Origin of the sequence: Streptomyces sp. NPDC002619 (genome assembly GCF_042889305.1) — a bacterium.
Classification (GTDB): domain Bacteria; phylum Actinomycetota; class Actinomycetes; order Streptomycetales; family Streptomycetaceae; genus Streptomyces.
The window spans coordinates 74,675-94,204 of record NZ_JBIAQV010000031.1 but is presented as its reverse complement, the minus strand read 5'-3'; the positions used below and the strand labels follow the sequence as shown (position 1 = coordinate 94,204).

The 19,530-nt window shown below is 66.4% G+C and carries 17 protein-coding genes, 3 pseudogenes and 1 riboswitch; of the genes and pseudogenes, 8 read left to right on the top strand and 12 right to left on the bottom strand.

Features of this window, described 5'->3' with window-relative positions; genetic code table 11:
- Positions 1–189 precede the first annotated feature (189 nt).
- On the bottom strand, positions 190–1,407 hold the full coding sequence (locus ACFYXB_RS33720) for an ABC transporter substrate-binding protein (RefSeq protein ID WP_389588825.1): 1,218 nt from the start codon (positions 1,405–1,407) through the stop codon (positions 190–192).
- Between the two features lie 621 nt (positions 1,408–2,028).
- Here ACFYXB_RS33720 and ACFYXB_RS33715 point away from each other — a divergent pair.
- The 3 genes and pseudogenes from ACFYXB_RS33715 to ACFYXB_RS33705 all read left to right on the top strand — a co-directional run.
- Positions 2,029–3,333, top strand: a complete 1,305-nt coding sequence (locus ACFYXB_RS33715; RefSeq protein ID WP_389588823.1) for an FAD-dependent oxidoreductase — start codon at positions 2,029–2,031, stop codon at positions 3,331–3,333.
- 213 nt (positions 3,334–3,546) lie between these two features.
- Positions 3,547–4,416, top strand: coding sequence for a MaoC/PaaZ C-terminal domain-containing protein (locus tag ACFYXB_RS33710; RefSeq protein WP_389588821.1), 870 nt, complete (start codon positions 3,547–3,549; stop codon positions 4,414–4,416).
- A gap of 49 nt (positions 4,417–4,465) precedes the next feature.
- A pseudogene (locus ACFYXB_RS33705) lies at positions 4,466–4,564 on the top strand (IS200/IS605 family transposase); the annotation flags it as partial.
- Between the two features lie 184 nt (positions 4,565–4,748).
- Here the strand turns inward: ACFYXB_RS33705 and ACFYXB_RS33700 are convergent.
- Positions 4,749–5,081: a transposase gene (locus ACFYXB_RS33700; protein WP_389588819.1), complete on the bottom strand. Its 333-nt coding sequence runs from the start codon at positions 5,079–5,081 to the stop codon at positions 4,749–4,751.
- 317 nt (positions 5,082–5,398) lie between these two features.
- The gene (locus tag ACFYXB_RS33695; protein WP_351359499.1) at positions 5,399–6,037 is read right to left on the bottom strand and encodes a GntR family transcriptional regulator; all 639 of its coding nucleotides are present in this window, start codon (positions 6,035–6,037) and stop codon (positions 5,399–5,401) included.
- Positions 6,038–6,099: 62 nt separating this feature from the next.
- On the opposite strand from ACFYXB_RS33695, the gene ACFYXB_RS33690 reads away from it, so the two are divergent.
- The 4 genes from ACFYXB_RS33690 to ACFYXB_RS33675 are packed head-to-tail and all read left to right on the top strand — an operon-like array spanning position 6,100 to position 10,088.
- Complete coding sequence (locus ACFYXB_RS33690) at positions 6,100–7,476, top strand: LLM class flavin-dependent oxidoreductase (RefSeq protein WP_389588816.1); 1,377 nt, start codon at positions 6,100–6,102, stop codon at positions 7,474–7,476.
- Positions 7,469–8,683 (top strand): CaiB/BaiF CoA transferase family protein, encoded by a 1,215-nt coding sequence (locus ACFYXB_RS33685; RefSeq protein WP_389588814.1) that lies wholly within the window; start codon positions 7,469–7,471, stop codon positions 8,681–8,683. The genes ACFYXB_RS33690 and ACFYXB_RS33685 overlap by 8 nt, the downstream gene beginning before the upstream one ends.
- A gap of 12 nt (positions 8,684–8,695) precedes the next feature.
- A complete protein-coding gene (locus tag ACFYXB_RS33680) occupies positions 8,696–9,619 on the top strand; it encodes an HpcH/HpaI aldolase/citrate lyase family protein (RefSeq protein ID WP_389588812.1) in 924 nt (307 codons plus the stop codon).
- Complete coding sequence (locus ACFYXB_RS33675; protein WP_389588810.1) at positions 9,600–10,088, top strand: flavin reductase family protein; 489 nt, start codon at positions 9,600–9,602, stop codon at positions 10,086–10,088. Before ACFYXB_RS33680 ends, ACFYXB_RS33675 begins: the two co-directional genes overlap by 20 nt.
- A gap of 56 nt (positions 10,089–10,144) precedes the next feature.
- Positions 10,145–10,319: riboswitch (cobalamin riboswitch) on the top strand.
- A gap of 77 nt (positions 10,320–10,396) precedes the next feature.
- Here ACFYXB_RS33675 and ACFYXB_RS33670 read toward each other — a convergent pair.
- From ACFYXB_RS33670 to ACFYXB_RS33630, 9 genes and pseudogenes are all read right to left on the bottom strand, one after another.
- Positions 10,397–10,690, bottom strand: a complete 294-nt coding sequence (locus ACFYXB_RS33670) for a hypothetical protein (protein WP_389588808.1) — start codon at positions 10,688–10,690, stop codon at positions 10,397–10,399.
- Positions 10,691–10,692: 2 nt separating this feature from the next.
- Entirely contained in the window at positions 10,693–11,097 is a 405-nt protein-coding gene (locus ACFYXB_RS33665; protein ID WP_389588806.1) for a hypothetical protein, read from the bottom strand.
- Positions 11,094–11,966 (bottom strand): annotated as a pseudogene (locus tag ACFYXB_RS33660) (ISAs1 family transposase); the annotation flags it as partial. The pseudogene ACFYXB_RS33660 and the gene ACFYXB_RS33665, both read right to left, overlap by 4 nt.
- Positions 11,967–12,014: 48 nt before the next feature.
- Positions 12,015–12,185: pseudogene (locus ACFYXB_RS33655) on the bottom strand (helix-turn-helix domain-containing protein); the annotation flags it as partial.
- A gap of 472 nt (positions 12,186–12,657) precedes the next feature.
- Entirely contained in the window at positions 12,658–13,068 is a 411-nt protein-coding gene (locus tag ACFYXB_RS33650) for a nuclear transport factor 2 family protein (protein ID WP_389588804.1), read from the bottom strand.
- Positions 13,068–14,120 (bottom strand): LLM class flavin-dependent oxidoreductase, encoded by a 1,053-nt coding sequence (locus tag ACFYXB_RS33645; RefSeq protein WP_389588802.1) that lies wholly within the window; start codon positions 14,118–14,120, stop codon positions 13,068–13,070. The genes ACFYXB_RS33650 and ACFYXB_RS33645 overlap by 1 nt, the downstream gene beginning before the upstream one ends.
- A gap of 104 nt (positions 14,121–14,224) precedes the next feature.
- Positions 14,225–15,424 carry a cytochrome P450 gene (locus ACFYXB_RS33640; protein ID WP_389588800.1) on the bottom strand — a complete coding sequence of 400 codons (1,200 nt, stop codon included), beginning with the start codon at positions 15,422–15,424 and terminating at the stop codon, positions 14,225–14,227.
- Between the two features lie 767 nt (positions 15,425–16,191).
- Positions 16,192–18,117, bottom strand: coding sequence for a 2-oxoacid:acceptor oxidoreductase subunit alpha (locus ACFYXB_RS33635; RefSeq protein ID WP_389588798.1), 1,926 nt, complete (start codon positions 18,115–18,117; stop codon positions 16,192–16,194).
- 10 nt (positions 18,118–18,127) lie between these two features.
- Positions 18,128–18,925 (bottom strand): cyclase family protein, encoded by a 798-nt coding sequence (locus ACFYXB_RS33630; protein ID WP_389588796.1) that lies wholly within the window; start codon positions 18,923–18,925, stop codon positions 18,128–18,130.
- A 182-nt stretch (positions 18,926–19,107) separates the two neighbouring features.
- Between ACFYXB_RS33630 and fdxA the strand changes: the two genes are divergently transcribed.
- The gene (gene fdxA / locus ACFYXB_RS33625) at positions 19,108–19,431 is read left to right on the top strand and encodes a ferredoxin (RefSeq protein ID WP_388507040.1); all 324 of its coding nucleotides are present in this window, start codon (positions 19,108–19,110) and stop codon (positions 19,429–19,431) included.
- Positions 19,432–19,530 lie beyond the last annotated feature (99 nt).

Genomic DNA, 19,530 nt, shown 5'->3' with positions numbered 1-19,530 from the left:
CCCAGGTCAGGCTGAAAATCGCTGAAGGTGAAGGCGCTGGCCGCAGCGACCGCACCCAGGGCCAGGTTCATTACGCCTGACCCCTTATGGAGCACTTCCGACTCCCTCCATCAACGCGTGCCCACGGCGGCGCCCGCCGTCTCAGTCAGGGCTGGCAACCTTGGGGACGCCCCAGTAGCTGCCGTCCGGTCAGGACCCGCCACCGTAGGTGTCAATCCAGTCGCCGCCGACATCGGCGAACTGGCCGTTCTTGACCTGGACGACGCGGGCCGCGGTGACGTGGATGGCCGGGCGGTCCGGGAAGGGCGTCTTCGACGCGTCGTAGACCTGGCCGAGGTAGACCGGCACCTTGTGGCTGTTGAAGTAGTCCCGCAGGGCGCCGGGGGTGTACTGCTTCATGTCGCTCAGCGCGGTGTGAGCCGTCATCACGAACGAGAAGCCCTGCTCCGACATCCCGCCTATGCCGGCGCCGAACCCGGCCTTCTCCATCTGGTCGCGGTAGGTCACGGCCTGCGGAGCCGAGGAGTTGTACAGGTCCACGCCGGAGTACGCCACCACACCTTCGGCCGCCGATCCGGCTGGCTGGACGAAGTTCTTCTGGTCGATCGCGGCATTCCCCACCGCGAACTGGACGTGCACGCCGGCCGCCTGCGCGTTCTGGAGTGTCTGCGCCATCTGAGCCGGGCCGTACGACATCGTGACGATGTCGGCGCCCTGGCTGGCCTTGAGCAGCTCCGGCGTGAAGTCGGTGGCGGTCGGGTTGATGACGACCATACGGACGAACTCAACCCCGCTCTTCCGCGCGGCCGATGGAAGAATTCCACCGTACAGCGCGGTGGTCTCCGGGAAATTGATGACCATCGAGCCGACGCTTGTCTTCCCTTGCTTCTTCAGGTGGGAGAAGACGGCGGCGTATCCGCTCTCGGCGTCGACATGCAGGATGATCGTGTGTTTGCTCTTGACCTCGGACGCGTCCGAGCCCTGAGTGAACGTGCTGATGCCGGCGGCCGTGGCTATCGGCAGGCTCGCGGTGCCGAACGCGGTGCCCATGTTCAGGATCGCGATGACGTTGTTGGCTACGAATTTCTGCACGCAGGCGGCATTCTTCGACGGGTCCTGGCCCTGGTCGTCGCAGTACACCATCTCCAGCGGGTGGCCGTTGACGCCGCCGAGCTGGTTGTTGACGTACGCGGCGGCGGCCTTGACGCCTTGCTGGAAGGCGGGAACGGCAGTGGCCCCGGTCACCGGCGACACCACGCCGAACTTGATCGGGGTGCCCGACGCGACCTTGCCGCCCGCGGCCCCCGACGCCGCCGGCGAGTCTCCGCCGCCGCTCGAGCACCCGGCGAGGAGCACCACAGCCGAGGCCAGCGCGGCGAGGCGAGCTAAAGAAGAACCTCTGCCCATCTTTAATCCCATCTTTGACCTGTGATAACTTATCGGAGATTAGGGGTAGGTGACATCTCCGTCAAGGAGTCGTTCTGAACCCGTCCCAGATCGTCCGAGCCGACGGTGATTGCGCCGATGCCGGCCGCCGCGGCTATCGGCAGGCTCGCGCTCGCCAGCCCGCGCCAGGCGTGGCGCAGACTCTTCCCCGCCTTCGCGGCGTCGGCCCGGACAGGGCGATCCGCCGTCAATCGATCTGCGCGGGTGGCCGGTGTCCGCCGTCGCCGCCCCTCCCCTTCGCTGCCGCGGCATCGACAGCGCCGGCCTGTGCGGCGGCCACCCCGCCAGTCCGGCGCGACCCTTGCGGTAACCGCTGACCGGCCGCAGAGCTTGCGGGATGCTTTCCGCCCGGGGGTGATCTTCGGGGAGACCCCGGCACCAGCGAGGCGTTCTGCATGTTCTGCGCGATCGTGGCCAGCGGACCCGCTCCCCCGAGGTCTGGAGGCGTTCAGTCAGGGGGTGTCACTCAGGGATGCAGGGCGGCGCTGTCGGCGGGAGCCAGGGCAACGTTGATAGATGATCACTTGTATCTGATCCAGTCGTAATATACGGTGCTGAGACCAGCCCAGATCAGGAGCCGCAATGGTCACCATGGTCGACCCCCATTCCCCCGCGGTGCAGATGAAGGCCGATGTTCTCGTGCTCGGCGCGGGCCTCGCGGGGATGTCTGCAGCCGTCACCGCCGCCGAAGCGGGTGCGAAGACGGTGCTTATCGAACGCGCGCCCATGATCGGCGGCTCCGCGGCCATGTCCGGCGGAAACGTATGGGCGTTGCCATCCGTGGCGGATCTGCACGCCGCGGATCCGGGCGAGTTCCAGCGACACGGCCACCTCGTGATCGAGAACTATCCCGACACCATCCGGTGGCTGTCGCAATATTCCGACCCGATCCCAAACGAGCAGGCGGCTCTGGACGGGCGCAGATTTGACATGCCAGTGGTGTTCTCCCAGCTGCATTGCCGCTTCGTGGCGCTGGGCGGACGGCTCCACCGCGACACCGAGGTCCTCGAGGTCAGCCGCACTTCCAGTGGCTTCTCCTTCACGATCTCGACAGGCGGGAACCGGTCTGCGATCACTGCCCGGTCGGTGGTCCTGGCCAGCGGCGGACGCCAAGCCGATCCCGCAGTCCGGTCCGCACTGGTCGACCACGCTTTCGTGCCGCCGCTACGCGGCAACCCTTACTCGCGCGGAGACGGCGCAAGGATCGCCACCGAGCTCGGCGGCTCAGTCAACACCGCCAACCACGGCTTCTACGGCCATCTGTACCCCGCTGATGTCGACGCGGTGTGCCCAGCCGACTTCCTGACGCTGGCCCAGTACCACAGCGGCAGCGGAATACTTGTCGGCCGCGACGGCCAGCAATTCACCGACGAATCCCTCGGTGATTTCGTGAACGCGATCACGCTGGCGGAAGTCGGCGGCCGTGGCACCCTGCTCTGGACGCAGGCAACGCACGCCGAGATCATGAAGACTGCGCCCGTTCCGGGAGTGCCCACCATTGACAGGTTCGACTTCGCCCGGAGCCGCGGCGCGCGCACGGCCGTCGCCTCCGACGTCAACGATGCATCAGCCATCGCCGCGTCATGGGGTTCCGCGCCTCTGCACCTGAGCGCCGACGCCACATCTCAGCTTTCCTCCGGCGGCGATATCTATATGGTAGAAGTCGTACCGGCGGTGACCTTTACCTTCGGCGGTGTCGAGGTGAACGAATCCGGATGCGCCACCGATCCCGACGGAAACGCGATTCCCGGTCTGTTCGCCGCCGGCGCCGACATGTCTGATGCGTATCACCGCGGGTACGGCGGCGGACTGAGCCTGGCCGTGGCAACCGGCCGCCGGGCAGGACGACTTGCCTCCCGCCATGCCACAGAAATGCCTCCAGCGTAGCTGGATCCCGACGACCGCAAAACAAATCCGTTCGGGTCTTCGGTGACGACGCCGCCGCCATGATCGGTAACAGGGGTGCATGCGGGTTTCCTGGTTTCTCATCAGGTGGTGTTCCCGCATCTCAGCAAATCAGCTCCTGGTGAGGCCGAGGATCTGACGGCCACAGGATTGAACCATGGTTTTAGAACGGGATTCTGGACAATGGGGGTGACGATGCCGCTCAACCACAGCCTGGTGGGAATCCCCGGCCAGCCGGCCGAACGCTCGTGGTCATCCGCCGACGCCCTGCTCTACGCGGTCGGCGTTGGAGCGGGCCTCGGCGACCCGCTGCGCGAACTGGAGTTCACGACCGAGAACTCCGAGGGCATTGAGCAGAAGGTGCTCCCGACGTTCGGCGTGCTGCTTGCGCAGCCCAGCCGTAGCCGGGGCCTCGGCGACTTCGACCGGGCCCAGATTGTGCATGCCGAGCAGGCCTTCGAGTTGCACGGACCGCTGCCCGTGAAGGGCACGGCGCGTACGGTCTCCACCGTCACCGGCATGTACGACAAGGGTTCCGGTGCTCTCGTAGTCACGGAGAGCACCGCGGTCGACGCCGTCACCGGGGAGCCCCTGGTGACCACGCGCTCCGGGGTCTTCATCCGGGGCGAGGGCGGGTTCAGCGGCGACCGCGGCCCGTCCCGGCCGTGGCGCCGGCCGGATCGTCCCGCGGATCATCGCGTCCTGCTCGAGACACTCCCCGGACAGGCCCTCCTCTACCGCCTGTCCGGTGACCGGAACCCGCTGCACGCGGACCCGAAGTTCGCGGCCCGCGGCGGGTTCACCCGGCCGATCCTGCACGGGCTGTGCACCTACGGGTTCACCGGCCGCGCGCTGCTGCATTCGTTGTGCGGGTCGGACCCGGCCCGCTTCGGCTCGATGTCCGGCCGCTTCAGCCGTCCGGTACTGCCGGGGGACACCCTGGTCGTCTCGATCTGGGTCCCGGAAGCCGGCGAGGGCGAGGCGCTGTTCCAGACCGCGACCGGTGACGGTACCGTCGTCATCGACCACGGCCGCATGACCTTCCGCCCCGCGCCGGCCTACTAGAGCGGGTCACGAATTCGGTGTACTTCACTCGGTTGGTTTGAAGTGCTCTCGCGGCTGGAGCGGGGAGATTTACTTCGCAGGATCATGCGGCGGGGCACCCCTGACCGTCGTCAAGCAGTACATCGACAACCAGCAGCGTCCCGTATGACCGTCACCCCGGAGACGCAGAACACTCCGGGCCTCCGGGCCTCCCGGCCTCCGGGCCTCCGGGCCTCCGGGCCTCCGGGCCTCCGGGCCTCCGGGCCAAGGATGGCCTTCACCCCCGCCCTGAAGGACTCCGTTGGCAAAAGGACAGGGCGGGCATCCCGGCTCGCACTCTGGCTGGGAGTGGATCACTTGACCTGCGGGTCCGTGAGCCAAAGTGACCACCACGGCCGGCGGTTCGTCCCTTTCCCAACGGAGTCCTGAAGGGCGGAGCACCGGCCAAGATCAAAGGTAGAGCCGTTGAGAGCAGCGGTGTCGTTGGGGAAACGCCCGCAGGCGTTGACGGAGCGGCGGTAGCGGGCGTTGAGGCTCTCGATCGCATTGTTGGCCCGGTAGCCGTTGCGGGCGTCGCCTCCCGAGCGCGAGCCCAGACCACCGGTGCGGCCGGCTTCCGCCTCCAGGTGCACGTCCATCTCGGCCTCCAGCGCGGCCTGCATCAGGTGCCGGGTGAGCTGCGGCAACAGCCCGCCCTCCCTCGCCCATCAGCCGCAGGCCCTCGCCCCGCCGGACCCGCTCGGCGGCCAGCTCGTCCAGCAGCAGCGGAGAAAGCCCCGGCTCCGCCGCTCCTGACGGCTCTTGGTCATCACACGTACCACATTGGCACCGTCAACGCTCTGATCCGGCACCGCAACCGACACGCCGTCAGCTCTCCCGATCAGGTGACCCGTTACCGTGCCCATCAGGTGACCCATCTGAGGGTGTATCCACCTGATTCATGACACTCCCTGGCGTTGACGGCGGCCCCCGGTGTCGACCTCGTCCAGCGGATCCCGCACTGTCATTGGCGGAGCCAGTCCGCCAACGCCTCGCCGGCTCCGAGAACATGCTGTTCGGCAACGGTCCGCGCCTGTACGGCGTCGCCCCGCCGCAGGTGATCGAGCAACTCGTCGTGCTCTCGTCGGTTGTGAACAGGCATGACGGCCAGAAAGTTCGACGGAATCAGGCGCACCGCCTGCCTCATCAGGGACAGCAGATGCGGCACTCCGGTGGAGGTGTTGATGATGTGGTGGAAGCGCCAGTTGGCGTCGATCAGAGCGGGGCCGGGGGGCGTGGTCGAGAGGGCATCTGCGGCGCCTTCGAGTTCCTTCAGCGCTTCCGGTGTGATCCTCTTCGCCGCCCACTCCGCGGCCTTGCCGCTCAGGGCGGCGAGGATCGCGAAATTGTCCATCGTCTCGCCGGGGGTGGCCCCGATGACGACGACGCGACTGCGCGGAGCGATCTCCACGAGCCCCTGGAAGGACAGTTCCAGCAGCGCTTCACGAACCGGTGTGCGGCTGATGCCGAACTCCTCGGAGATGCGGTCGAGATCGAGCCGCGTCCCCGCGGGCAGCACCCCGGTCAGGATGCGGTCACGGAGCTCCCGCTCCGCACGCTGGCGCACGGTCCCGCCGATCTCGCCGACCAGGTTCTGCCTCACGCCGGAAGGGTATCATCGCCAGAATATTGAATCGAATATATTAGATAGGTTATTGTTGATCCATGAGTAGACAACCAGGAGACCAGCTGGCGCTGGTCGCGTTCATGCAGGCAGGCAATACGTCCGTCTACGCCGGTTCCTGGCGCCATCCGGCGACCGAGCACAGATATCTCGACGCCTCGTACTACGCCGACCTCGGCCGGCTGCTGGAACGCGGCCTGTTCGACCTGATGTTCTTCGACGACCGGCTCGCGATGCCGGGGATCCACGGAGGGTCGGTCGCCGACGCGGTGCGGTACGGTGCCCGACCGGTGAAGCTCGACCTGAGCGTGATCCTGGGAGTGCTCAGCCAGGCGACCTCACGGATCGGCCTGGGGGCGACCTACTCCACCACCTACCACGCGCCGTTTCACGTCGCGCGGACATTCGGGACGCTCGACCACCTCAGCGGCGGCCGTGCCGCGTGGAACGTGGTGACGTCGGTCAACGACCGCGAGGCCCAGAACTTCGGCGTGAACCAGCACATGAGTCCCACCGAGCGCTATGACCGCGCGGATGAGTTCCTCGAAGCGGTCGTCGGGCTATGGGACACCTGGGAGGACGGGGCGCTGGTGCGCGACCGCGCGTCCGGCATCTACGCCGATCCCAGCAAGGTCCACGAACTGAACTACCACGGTGCGCACTTCGATGTCCGAGGCCCGCTGACGGTCCCGCGTTCCCCGCAGGGCCATCCGGTCTTGCTCCAGGCGGGCTCGTCCGGACGGGGACGCGACTTCGCCGCGCGGTGGGCCGAACTGATCTTCACTGGCGACCCGGGCATCGAGGTGGCGCGGAGCCATTACGCCGAGCAGAAGGCGCGGATCGCCGAGTTCGGCCGTGACCCCGGCGCAGTGAAGATCTGCCCCATGGCCTACGCCGTCGTCGGGGAATCGGAGGCGCACGCCGCCGAGCGTGAGCAGATGTTCCTCAACGACCTCGTTGATCCGATGGCGTCGCTGACCCTCCTGTCCGAGCTGATGAACTACGACTTCTCGGCACACGATCTCGACGAGATCGTGACGGACGAGCTCATCGACAAGTCGACCGGAATCCGTGGGCTGGTGCAGAACCTGCGCACCCACATCGGCGACACCGTACGCATTCGCGACCTCGCGGGACACCGGGCAACCCTGCTTCAAGGACCACGTTTCGTCGGCACGGCCACCCAGGTCGCGGACCAGATGGAGGAGTGGTTCATGACAGACGCCTGTGACGGCTTCGTGCTCGCCGCGACCCATCTGCCAGGATCCTTCGAGGACGTCGTCCGTATGGTGGTGCCGGAGTTGCAGCGACGGGGTCTGTACCGCACCGAGTACACCGGTTCCACTCTGCGTGAGCATCTGGGGCTTGAGCGCTCGCCGGCTGCTCCGCGGCAGCCCGCGGGACCCGCCCATGTCTGAGTCTGCACAGGGTACACAGGCAGCGCTCCAGGGGATCAGAGTCATCGACGCGGCCACACTCGTCGCCGGCCCGATGGTCGCCACGAATCTCGGCGAACTGGGCGCCGAGGTGATCAAGGTCGAGCAGCCCGGCACCGGTGATCCGCTCCGGACCTGGGGCGACATGAAAAATGGGCTGGGCCTGGTCTGGAAGAGCGTGAGCCGTAACAAGCAGTGCGTCACGCTCGACCTCCGCGCGGCGGAAGGGCAGGCACTGCTGCACCAGCTCCTCGACCTCGCCGATGTGGTCATCCTGGGCAGCCGCCCCAGTGCACTGGCGCGCTGGGGCCTGACCCCCGCGGACGTCGTCGCCCGGCACCCGCGGCTCGTGGTCCTCCATGTCTCCGGGTACGGCGCCGGCGGGCCCTACAGCGACAAGCCCGGCTACGGCACGCTGGCCGAGGCCATGAGCGGTTTCGCGCATCTGGTGGGCGAACCGGGCGGGCCGCCCTCGCTGCCGCCGTTCATGCTGGCCGACGGCGTCGCCTCGCTGGCGGCGACCCACGCCGTGCTGGCCGCGCTGTACCACCGTGACGTCCACGGCGGCCAAGGTCAGGTCGTCGACGTCAACCTCATCGAGCCCCTGGCCCGGCTGATCGAGTCCGCGACGCTGGCGTACGACCAGCTCGGAACCATCGCCGTGCGCTCCGGCAGCCGTTTCGACGCGAGCGCACCCCGTAACTGCTACCGCGCGAAGGACGGAGGATGGCTCGCAATATCCTCGGCCTCACCACGTATGGCACAGCGGGTCTTCACCGTCGTGGGACGCCCCGACCTCGCGAGCGACCCCGGCTACTACGAACCGGCCGGTCGCGCGGCACACGGTGACGAGATCGACGAAGTGGTGGCCGCCTGGGTGGCACAGCAGACCCTGGCCGATGCCCTGGCCGCCTTCGAGGCCAACGACTGCGCCGTGGCCCGCGTCTACGACGCCGAGGCGCTGCTGAACGATCCGCACCTCGCCGCCCGCGGCACCTTCCCGGCGTTCGACGACCCCGAGCTGGGGCCGATCCGGGTCCAGGCACCCACCGCGCGCCTCAGCGCCACCCCCGCCACGGTCCGGCACCTCGGCCCACCACTGGGCGCCCACAACGACCGCGTATACGGCGATCTCCTCGGGATCGACGCCACCCGTCGCGCCGAGTTGCGCGCCAACGGAACCATCTGACCAGGAGGTTCAATGACCAGACGTATCCGCCGTTCGGAACTGGCCACACCGGCCAGCAGCGAGAAGATGCTGGCCAAGGCGCCGGGTATCGGTGCCGACCTCGTCTTCATGGACCTCGAAGACGCCTGTGCGCCGAGCGCGAAGGCCCAGGGCCGGGCGAACATCATCAAGGCCCTCAACGAGTACGACTGGGGCGATACGGTCCGGGCGGTCCGGGTCAATGGCCTGGACACGATCTGGTGCCACGACGACGTCGTGGAGATCGTCTCGGCCGCCGGGCACAACCTCGACGTCATCATCGTCCCCAAAGCACGCAGCGCCAGGGACGTGTGGTGGTTCGACGTCCTGCTCAGCCAGCTCGAAGCCAAGCTCGGTCTCACCCACCGAATCGGCCTCGAAGTACTGATAGAGGAGGCCGAGGGGCTCGGCAACGCATTCGAGATCGCTGCGGCGAGCCCGCGCCTGGAAGCGGTCATTCTGGGCGCCGGCGACCTGTCGGCCTCGCTCCGCGCCCGGGTCGACACCGATTTCCAGCCGGTACGCAGCTACCCCGGGGATTTCTGGCACTACGCGCGATCCACCGTCGTCGCGGCGGCCCGTGCGGCCGGCATCGACGCCATCGACTATCCCTCTCCGAACTACCGGGACGAGGAGGCGTACCGGCGCTACTGCGACGCCGCCGGCATGCTCGGTTTCGACGGCAAATGGTGTATCCACCCCAGTCAGGTTCCAATCGCCAACGCGGTCTTCAGCCCCACACCGGAGGAGATCGAGTGGGCGAACACCACCCGTGACGCCTATCGAGCGGCCGAGAGTTCGGGCACCGGAGCGATCGCGGTCAACGGCATGCTGGTCGACGCGGCGCACATGCGGCACGTGGAGACCATCCTCAACCGGGCGCAACGGAGGTTGCCTGATGGCAACGGTCACCAGTGAGGAATTCCGGGATCTCATCGGACGGTTCGCCAGCGGTGTCACCGTGGTCACCACCTTGAGTGACGGAATACCGTACGGCACCACCGCCAGCTCGATGACGTCCGTCTCCCTCGAACCGCCCATGCTGCTGGTCAGCATGAACAGGTCCTCCAGGACCGGACGGGCGGTCGTGGCGAGCCGCCACTTCGCGGTGAACGTGCTTGCGGAGGACCAGTCGGAGTTTGCGTCGCGCTTCGCTCGCCAGGGCTCCTCTTTCACCGATCTCAACATCGCCCGGGGGGACCGCGGCGCCCCACTGCTGCCCGACGCGCTGGCGACCTTCGAGTGCCGGGTCGCCGACGAACTCATCGCGGGAACCCACGTCGTGATCATCGGCGAGGTCGAGCGAGCGGGAGGGCGTGCGGGAATGCCCCTGGCTTACTTCCGTGGGAGCTTCGGCCGGCTGTCCGTCAATGGCAACGACGTCTGAGGCCGACGCAATCGCGAGCGTGTCGGGGTGGATTTACTAGGACGTCCAACTATCTCCTCGTGAGGAACGCCCGCGGTGCAGGGAAGCCGGTGTGAAACTGGCACGGTCCCGCCACTGTGACCGGGGAGTACGTCGTCGAGTAGGACGCCACTGACGAGCGAGATGTCGGGAAGGCGGACGGCGCGCGCTGATCCGGGAGTCAGGACACCGACCGCGGTTTTGTTCCGTGTTGCCCACGAGGATGGAGCAGACACGCATGGCATCAGTGTGCACTCACGACCCTGGTGATCCGGCCGGACATGCCTCGACTACAGCGTGTCCTGCTGACCGGGCACGGACTCACCCGATCCTCGCGGTCTGAACACGACAGCTGCAGTTCGTGATCGCAGTTCGTGATCTTCGAGGTTGGTCATGTGGTCGTAGCTGCGGTGATCTCGTTCCAGCGGCGGTGGCAGGTGGCTGCGCGGTGCTGGTGGCGGCGTCGCCAGTGTGACCATGGACTGCCAGGTGATGATCCCGAACCAGATCTCGATCCGGTTCAGCCACGAGGACCCGACGGGGGTGAAATGGAAGTGGACGTGCGGGTTATTCGCCAGCCACACCTTCACGTCCGGGGCAGGGCCCCGGCGTTCTCCGCATGCGGCTCGACGACCTTCTTCAGGAACGCCAGGAAGTTCGCGCCGTTCCGGTTCGGCTTGCACTCGCCCAGCACTTCACCGGTCATGACGTTCAGCGCGGCGAACAGGTTCGTGGTGCCGTGCCGGACGTAGTCGTGGGTGCGCTTCTCGGTGGCCGCGAAGGCCACCGGCAGCACCGGCTGGGTCCGATCCAGGGCCTGCACCCGCGTCTTCTCGTCGCCCGACAGCACCACGGCGCCACCGGGCGGGGCCAGGTACAGGCCGACGACATCGGCGGCCTTCTCCGCGAACGCCGGGTCTTTCGAGATCTTGAAGGTGCCCGAACGGTGCCAGGGCCCCGGGGAGAGTCCTGATCGTCCGGTTTTGATCATGGGATTCCGTGGAGGGCGAGGATGGCTTCGGGTTGGGTGTGAGCGCGACGGCCGCTGGCGATGTTGGCCCAGCCGGCCCGGTGAAGGGCGCCACGGGCGAGGTCGCGTAGCGCGCTCATGACGGCGGGGGTGCGACGGCGGCGGACCCTGCTCGCGTCCTCGGCGAAGGTGACGTCCTTGGTCCAGTGGACGGTGTTCGCGATGATCCAGTGGCCGCGGGCCCAGGCCGCGATCTCGGCCGCGTTGGCCTGGTACGCGGACAGGTCGGTGACGGCGTAGAGGTCTCGGTCTGCCATCTCTTCGTTCCGATACGGCGTCGTTTCCGGTGGATCCGCACGACCTGGCGGGCGTGGGGGAACAGCAGTCCGTCGACGCTGCAGACCTTCACCGCGCGGACCTCTTCCCGACCGTGCCCGCGGTCGCGGGAGCGGTCCAGGACGGGTACGTCCTTCCAAGGCAGCGCCCTCAACTGACCTGCCAGCGTGGGCTGGTTGTTCTTTACGGACAACAGGTAGTGAGCGCCTCGGTCCTCAACGAGGTAGCGGGCGTGCTCCTTCTGTGCGTGCAGGGCGTCCACGGTGACCACGGCATCGGCCAGGTCCGTGTCGTCCGCGGCATCCAGCAGCGGGGCGAACTCGAGGATTTCGTTCGTCTTCGCGCCGATCTCGCGCAGGGCGGCGGTGAGGGCGTCGCCATGCCGGACTGCGGTCATGACGAATGCCCGGCTGCCGTCGGCGCGGACGGCCCCGCGCAGGCACTTGCCGTCCACCGTGAACGCCTGGCGGCGCGGTGGTAGCTGCTCGCCCGCGCGGCCTGGCCGCCCTATGCGCACGGCGCTGTGCACGCTCAGGGACACCGTCAGGGCCGAGCGCGCCAGCAGGCGCGCCAGTCGGCGCGGCCAGGCGCGCGATGGACACCGAAATGCCTTCGCGCCGCTTCAAGTGGTCGGCCAGCGTTCGCGTCGACCAGTGCGAGAGCCCGTAATCCGCCGGCGGGGACATCCTCGTCAAGGCGATCACCCGGGCCCGCGCCCGAGGCGGCACCTGAGTTCGCGGCCCGCCCCGGCGTTTGTCCTGCAGTCCGGCGGCACCCCGCTCCGCATTAGCGGGACTTGCAGCGGTCCACCGTCAGCGGTGCTACACCGGTGAGCTCGGTCATGTCCTTTCGCCGCCGCCCCTCGGCCGACCACAACACGATCCTGCGCGAAGCGCCACGACAGTCGGCACATCCCGCGAACCCGCCAACTCCCGTAGCTCAGCCATCTGTTCAGAGGAGAGATCCATACCAGACTCAACGATCACAGACGCCTCAGGTTCCACAAACAGAATCACAAAACACTAGCGGCCGCCCGGCAAGCGGGAGTACAGGACGGAGGCACCTGGACCATCGTCTGATGGTTCCGGCCGCGTCTCGGTGTGACGGCCTGCGTCCTCGCGATCCGAAGCGCGCTCGACGTTGCTGCGACGACACTCGTTGCGAAGGTGCCTCAGCTCGGCAAGGTCCCCCGCGGCATTGGCAGCACCGCTGGCAGTAGGCCTCCACCGGCGGCTGCAGTTCGCGTTAGAAGGTGTCCTCGACCGATCGCCGCAGGCGCACCACCCGCTCGGCGACTCGCCAGCCAGAGCGTGTCTCGCACAAGACGTCTTCGTAAACCCCGCTCAGCGTCGTACCGTCAGGCAGGGGAGCGATGAGTTTGCTCCGTGCCTCTAGCAGATCGTCCTTGCGCCAGACGTAAAGGTTGGTAGCCATGTGGGAAATGACTGTTGGCGGATTGTTTCGCATGTGCTCTCGAAGCGAATCGAGCCCGACCACCTTATCGCGACCCGAGTCCCGGTAGTCGACGACACAGTCAGTGTGAAAGACCTGATCCAGTTCGTTCCATTTCTTCGCGTCGAATAGATGCCCGTAGAGACTTAGCAGCTGGCTCACGGCGACATACTCGGCTACTGTCACGTCGCTGGAATGTTCCATCACAGAGTTTCTCCCTTAACAGGCCGATCTGGACGTGTCGGCATTGCCGCCAACAAATCCCGCTTCTTGAGCTCGGGCAGCACCTCGTCAGCAAAGAGCCTGAGAGATGACCAGCCGAACTCGGGTGCGAGGCCCCCAAGGAGAGGAACAAACTGGAACGATCCACCTTGCTCCGCCAACGACTGTGCGAGCTCGATGCATTCATCTGGTGTAACCACCCAGGTGCTGGCACGCTTCTTCAGGTCATCGAGACTGTCATCTGGGTTCGCCGGAACGAATGTGCTCGTGGTGTCCGTTGCCACAGCCATCTTGGAGTACTCGTTTGCGTTGTGACGGGCGTGTGGCTCCAAAATACGCCAAAAATCATCCGGATCCTCGGTGACGAACATGGCGTAGTGCCCGGGATTGGGAATCACCCGACCCACAACGTTCCCGCGCGCGCACTCGGCCTCATATGTCTGAAGAAGTTCTGGGCTTGGGAGGTGGGGCGCGAAGCCCAGGCCGAACCGCGCCGCCCGGCGCGCTGCCGCGAGGACACCGCCGCCGAGATAGAGGGGAAGGTCCTCCTGCACGGGGAGTGGCGAGATCCGCCCCCGCCGGCCATCGGTGCTTATGGCTTGGCCCGACACCGCTGCGGTGAGGATCTCGATTCCTTTTTCGAGACGCCTGACGCGCGACCTTGGTTCCAGCCCGAACATGGCAAATTCAGACGGTACGTAGCCCAGTCCCAGCACAGCCTCCGCACGGCCGTCTGTGAGTACGTCAAGCGTGGCAAGTTCTTCTGCGAAGTGAACCGGGTCGTGCAGCGGAAGAAGGACCGCGCGCAGCCTGATCCGCATCGCGCGAGTACGGGCAGCGAGCGACGCTGCAACAACGAATGGTGCAGACGTGTATCCGTCCTCGGTGCCATGGTGCTCTCCCACAAGCAAGGTGTGAAACCCCACTTGGTCGGCGAACTCCGCCATAGCATGCGCGGTGGCGTACAGCTCACTCCGAGAAGCACCCCACTCTGGCGCCCTCATATCGAAGCGAACGCATACCTCGATACCCATGGACGTCACCCCTTTCCCTGGCAGGGCGGCTGCGCCGCTCCAGCATCGGCCATCTCGACTTCAGGCACTTCGTCCCCTCGGGAATTTTGGGCCGGAACTGCCGGTTACCAAGCGATCGGCAGAGCCTCGAGCCCATATATGATGGCTGACTCCTTGAAGCGCAATTCCTCGAAATCCACGGCAAGTCGCATTGTCGGGATCTTGTCCAACAATTGGTTGAAGACGACCTGGAGCTCCACGCGCGCGAGATTCTGGCCAATACACTGGTGCGGGCCATATCCAAACGCGATGTGCGCGCGGGTGTCGCGGTCGATGTCGAAAGAATCGGGATCCTCGAAAACACGTGGATCTCTGTTACCGATGAAGGCGTCCGCGATGACCCCCTCCCCTGCCTTGATTGTCACCTCTCCAATCGAGATATCGCTGGTGGCTACTCGCCTGCGACCGATGTGGGTGATGGTGGTGAAGCGCAGCATCTCCTCGACGGCGTTTCGCATATGGGTTCGGTCATTGGCCAGCAGAGAGCGCTGGTCGGGGTGCAACAGCAGGGCCAGCGTGCCAAGGCCTATCATGCTGGCTGTCGTGTCGTGGCCACCGGCCAGGAGCAGGCGAGCATGGGCTACCACCTGATCGAGGCTGAGCTCGCCGGTCCGCATATGTTTGACCACGAGCCGGCTGAGGAGGTCGTCTCCGGGCTCTCGATTCTTGGAGGTGACGAGCTCGGTCAGATACTCCCGCATCTCGCCGGTCGCAACCCGAATCTCCTCCGGAGTCGAGTTGCTCGACGTGAAGGTATGGCTACGCGACTGGAAGAACTTGTGATCCTTGTACGGCACTCCCAGGATCCGCGCAATCACCATGGACGGAACTACCAGAGCGAACTCCTCGATAAAATCGACCGGCGGAGTCAGCTGCAGGAGAGATTCGAGGGCGTCCTTCACGATCTCGTCGATCTCGGCGCGCCGCGCCTCCGACTTCTTCACGCTGAAATCAGACGCGACCATGCGGCGCAAGATCTGATGCTCCGGGGCGTCCATTTGCAGGAACGTCGGGAATTGCTCGCGCATCTGGGCCGCCGCAAGGTTCGCACTCGGATAGCCCTGACGCTCTGAATTGACGCTCAGCCTTGGGTCGACGAGCAGCTGAAGAAGCTCTGCGTGACGGGTGACGAGCCACGCCGGCTGCTCATTCCAGATCTGCACTTTGGTGAGGGGTGAAAGTGCTTGCAAGTCGGCCAGCGCCTCGCTGGGGTGCAGGGGGCACGATCGGGGCACCGGATAAAACGGAGGATCGTTCGCAGGCATCTGATCGCTCCCGGGGATCGTGGATCGCGGATCGCGGATCGGCCGGTCAGAGACGTCTCTGTCCGACCTGCAATGTCGTCAGCTAACGATTACGGCACAGGTATATCATGGATTATGAATGATCGTAAGTATGGGATCGTTGATCAAATACATACTGATGACCATCCTGTGGGACTCGTCAACCAGCAGCGGCTGGTGATCGCGCGCGATCAGCTCGGAATGTCGGCGTTCACCTGTCTCGATCGCCGTCCCCGGACGGAGGTCGGACGACGGTCCAGGTGTCGCCGCCGGCCAGCAGCCCGGCCAGAGCCCGGCTGCGGCCCTCGGGGGTACTGGTGGTGCCTGGGTGGTTTGGGTGGTTTGGGTGGTTTGGGTGACCTGCCGGCGGGCGAGGTCGTCGTAGCTGGGCCTGTCCACGGAGTGGAATACGCCGATGAGGGCGCGGCTGAGGTAGCCGGCGTCGGTAGTGAGGTGCTTGCGGTCGAAGTCGACGGTGCCGGCTCAGTCCCAGGTCGGGCAGGCACCCCTGCACCGCCGCAAGCACCACATAGCCCCCGCACCCCGGACACCAGAGGGCTGTCGATCAATAACGTGTCGGTCAACATCCTGCTGGCCCGGCGCGTGAAGAGCCATCGCCCACGACTTGTTCTCCGACAGCCCCCGGTGCACCTCCTGGTCGGAGGTGCACTCCTTCCGTGTCTACGGCACATCCGTCGTCGGCAGGCCACGCAACCCCGGGAACCCCAGGTCGACGGTACTGTCCGTGGTCATTGCACGCCCTCCATCTTGCCGGACTCGGAGGTATCGGACTCGCTGATCTCACCGGTGGTGTGGGCGATGAGGTCGGTGATGGCGTCAGCGAGCTCGGCGGCCTTCAGCGGGAGTCCGCGGACGTGGTTGTAGCCGATGACGTCGACCAGGTACTTGGCGCGCAGCAGCAGGGAGAGCTGGCCGAGGTTCATCTCGGGAACCATGACGGCGTCGTACCGCTTGAGGATCTCGCCGAGGTCGTGGGGGAACGGGTTGAGGTGGCGCAGGTGCAGCTGGGCCACCGGGTGGCCGGCGTCACGGACCCGGCGGCAGGCGGCCCCGATCGGCCCGTACGTCGACCCCCAGCCGAGCACCAGCACCCTCGCCTGTCCGTGCCCGGGTAGGCCAGACGGGTCGTCGACCTCCAGTGGTGGCAGGGATTCGGCGATCCGGTCGATCTTGGCCTGGCGGGTGCGGACCATGAAATCGTGGTTGGCCGGGTCGTAAGAGATGTCGCCGGAGCCGTCCTTCTTCTCCAGCCCGCCGATGCGGTGCTCCAGGCCGGGGGTGCCGGGGATCGCCCAGGGGCGGGCCAGGGTCTGGGCGTCGCGCTTGTAGGGCAGGAACCCGGTCTCGTCGTTGGGGCCCTGGGCGAAGGCGGGGTCGATGACCGGGAGCTGGTCGACGTCGGGGATGTGCCAGGGCTCGGACCCGTTGGCCAGGTACCCGTCGGACAAGAGCAAGACCGGGGTGCGGTAGCCGATGGCGATCCGGACCGCCTCCAGCGCAGCGGTGAAGCAGTCCGCGGGTGACCGGGGGGCCACGATGGGGACGGGGGACTCGCCGTTGCGGCCGAACATGGCCTGCAACAGGTCGGCCTGCTCGGTCTTGGTGGGCAGCCCGGTCGACGGACCGCCGCGCTGCACGTCCACCACCACCAGGGGCAGCTCCAGTGCCACCGCCAGCCCGATCGTCTCGCTCTTCAGGGCGATCCCGGGCCCGGAGGTCGTCGTGACACCAAGGGACCCGGCGAAGCTGGCGCCCAGGGCGGCGCCGACCGCGGCGATCTCGTCCTCGGCCTGGAACGTGGTGACCCCGAACTGCTTGTGCTTGGACAGCTCGTGCAGGATGTCGGAGGCAGGGGTGATCGGGTAGGAGCCCAGGAACAGCCCCAACCCGGACTGGACCGCGCCGGCAGTCAGCCCGTAGGCCAGCGCCAGGTTGCCGCTGATGTTGCGGTACGTCCCCGGCGCCATCGGCGCCGGCCTGACCTCGTACTGCACGGCGAACGCCTCGGTGGTCTCCCCGAAGTTCCAGCCCGCCCGGAACGCCGCCACGTTCGCGTCCCGGATGTCGGAGGCCTTGGCGAACCGGCGCTCCAAGAACCCGATCGTGGTCTCGGTCGGCCGCCCATACATCCACGACAGCATCCCCAACGCGAACATGTTCTTCGCCCGCGCCGCGTCCTTGCGCGACAGCCCGAACCCCTTGACCGCCTCGACCGTCATCCCGGTCAGATCCAGGGCGTGCACCACATACTCCGACCCCAGGCTGCCCGGCCCCTCCTCGTCCAACGGGTTGGCCGCATACCCCGCCTTGGCCAGGTTCCGCGCCGTGAAGTCGTGGTAGTCCACGATCACCGTGGCGCCCCTCTTGATATCGCCCAGGTTCGCCTTGAGCGCCGCCGGGTTCATCGCCACCAGCACATCCGGCGCATCCCCCGCGGTGAAGATCTCATGGTCGGCAAAATGCACCTGGAACGACGACACCCCCGGCAACGTCCCCTGCGGCGCCCGGATCTCCGCAGGAAAGTTCGGGAACGTCGCCAGATCGTTCCCGAACGACGCCGTCTCCTGGGTGAACCGGTCACCGGTCAGCTGCATCCCGTCGCCCGAGTCACCCGCGAACCGGATCACCACACTGTTGAGCTGCTGCACGTCCATGTCGGCAGGCCTAGCTGCGGCTGGATGAAGGCGAAGGGATTGACCGGGCTGCCCGTGGCGCCGTTATTCGGAGCGGGGCCATCCCGAAGAGGAACCCGCCTGCGCCAGCCTCCGAGGGCTCTTCGAGGTCAAGAAGCTCGAGTATGTACATGCCGTAGTTCTCCGCATGGTCGTAGAAGACGTTGCGCCACCCTGTGCGAAGCAGGGCCACGTCACCGGGTTCCAGCGCCGGCGCGCCACAGTCCACCAGATCCTCGACGCTGACCCGATCGTCGACGGAAGGGCTTCGCACCCCTCTGGCGCGCGCCACGTCGAAGAGAACGCCGCGGGTCACGAAGTTGGTCGCGCTCTGGATGCCGAGCTTGCTCACACCGAAGCCGTTGATGGCATTCCGGCTGCAGCCGTGGTAGAGAGTCTCGTCCATCCAGCCATGGCAGAAGGCGTCGGCGCGGGTCGTTACCCCGTGGATCCGAAGGCCGATGCAGTACTCGGCGCTGAAGCAGTTGTCACCGCTGGCCGAACAACCGCTCGCCTCGCCGCCGCCGTACATCATGAAGTGAGCGGGCCTGAGGTGGAAGCCGCGGATTCCGTCCCTCGCCATCGGGACACCGGCCGCCTGGATGTCCTGGCCCAGGGAGAACGTTCGGTCCTGGCTGGGATGGTCAGGCTCCGTGGCCTCGACAACCTTGTTGTAGAGACGGTGATGGTGGAAGCCGCCCAGGACCTGCTTGTACCCGTCGCCCCAGTTCTGCTGACTGCAGTCGAAGGGGTGGACTGTGGCATCTACCACGAACTTACCGTTGATCACGGACTTCTCCCTCGGTCGCGGAGACCCGACCTTCCCCGCAACTTGGGTAGCGACAACAAGGTTCGTTCTGATAATCTATCATCGATCACAAAGGCGGTAAACACTCCAGCCTCCACAGTCGTGGCGAGGCCACTCATGAGGGGCTGCGGGATGACGCTCAGGCACGAACATCAAGGGGACCGGTGACGTACGTCATTGCACAGCCGTGCGTTGATCTCAAGGACCGCGCATGCGTGGAAGAATGCCCGGTCGACTGCATCTACGAGGGAACGCGGATGCTCTACATCAATCCCGAGGAGTGCGTCGACTGCGGGGCCTGCGAACCGGTGTGCCCGGTCGAGGCCATCTACTACGAGGACGACGTCCTCCCTGAGTGGAGCACCTTCCGCGCGATCAATGTCGAGTTCTTCAAGGACCTGGGAACTCCGGGCGGCGCGGCGAAGCTCGGGCCCGTCGACTTCGACCACCCCGCAGTGTCGGCCTTGCCCCCGCGACAAGACGGCTGACGGCCGGGCGGCCTGCTACGTCGGTGGTCACTGCAGCGACCGCGAGATGCTCGAAAGCGAAGGGGATGTTGACGATGAGCGGCATGCCCACATACGAGT

What these genes read in the sequence shown, in the direction of transcription:
- ACFYXB_RS33685 (WP_389588814.1), top strand. Translation starts at nt 7,469, where the DNA reads ATGTCTGAGTCTGCACAGGGTACACAGGCAGCGCTCCAGGGGATCAGA.
- ACFYXB_RS33710 (WP_389588821.1), top strand. Translation starts at nt 3,547, where the DNA reads ATGCCGCTCAACCACAGCCTGGTGGGAATCCCCGGCCAGCCGGCCGAA.
- ACFYXB_RS33690 (WP_389588816.1), top strand. Translation starts at nt 6,100, where the DNA reads ATGAGTAGACAACCAGGAGACCAGCTGGCGCTGGTCGCGTTCATGCAG.
- ACFYXB_RS33665 (WP_389588806.1), bottom strand. Translation starts at nt 11,097, where the DNA reads ATGATCAAAACCGGACGATCAGGACTCTCCCCGGGGCCCTGGCACCGT.
- ACFYXB_RS33640 (WP_389588800.1), bottom strand. Translation starts at nt 15,424, where the DNA reads ATGCCTGCGAACGATCCTCCGTTTTATCCGGTGCCCCGATCGTGCCCC.
- ACFYXB_RS33675 (WP_389588810.1), top strand. Translation starts at nt 9,600, where the DNA reads ATGGCAACGGTCACCAGTGAGGAATTCCGGGATCTCATCGGACGGTTC.
- ACFYXB_RS33635 (WP_389588798.1), bottom strand. Translation starts at nt 18,117, where the DNA reads ATGGACGTGCAGCAGCTCAACAGTGTGGTGATCCGGTTCGCGGGTGAC.
- ACFYXB_RS33720 (WP_389588825.1), bottom strand. Translation starts at nt 1,407, where the DNA reads ATGGGCAGAGGTTCTTCTTTAGCTCGCCTCGCCGCGCTGGCCTCGGCT.
- ACFYXB_RS33645 (WP_389588802.1), bottom strand. Translation starts at nt 14,120, where the DNA reads ATGGGTATCGAGGTATGCGTTCGCTTCGATATGAGGGCGCCAGAGTGG.
- ACFYXB_RS33650 (WP_389588804.1), bottom strand. Translation starts at nt 13,068, where the DNA reads ATGGAACATTCCAGCGACGTGACAGTAGCCGAGTATGTCGCCGTGAGC.
- ACFYXB_RS33680 (WP_389588812.1), top strand. Translation starts at nt 8,696, where the DNA reads ATGACCAGACGTATCCGCCGTTCGGAACTGGCCACACCGGCCAGCAGC.
- ACFYXB_RS33715 (WP_389588823.1), top strand. Translation starts at nt 2,029, where the DNA reads ATGGTCACCATGGTCGACCCCCATTCCCCCGCGGTGCAGATGAAGGCC.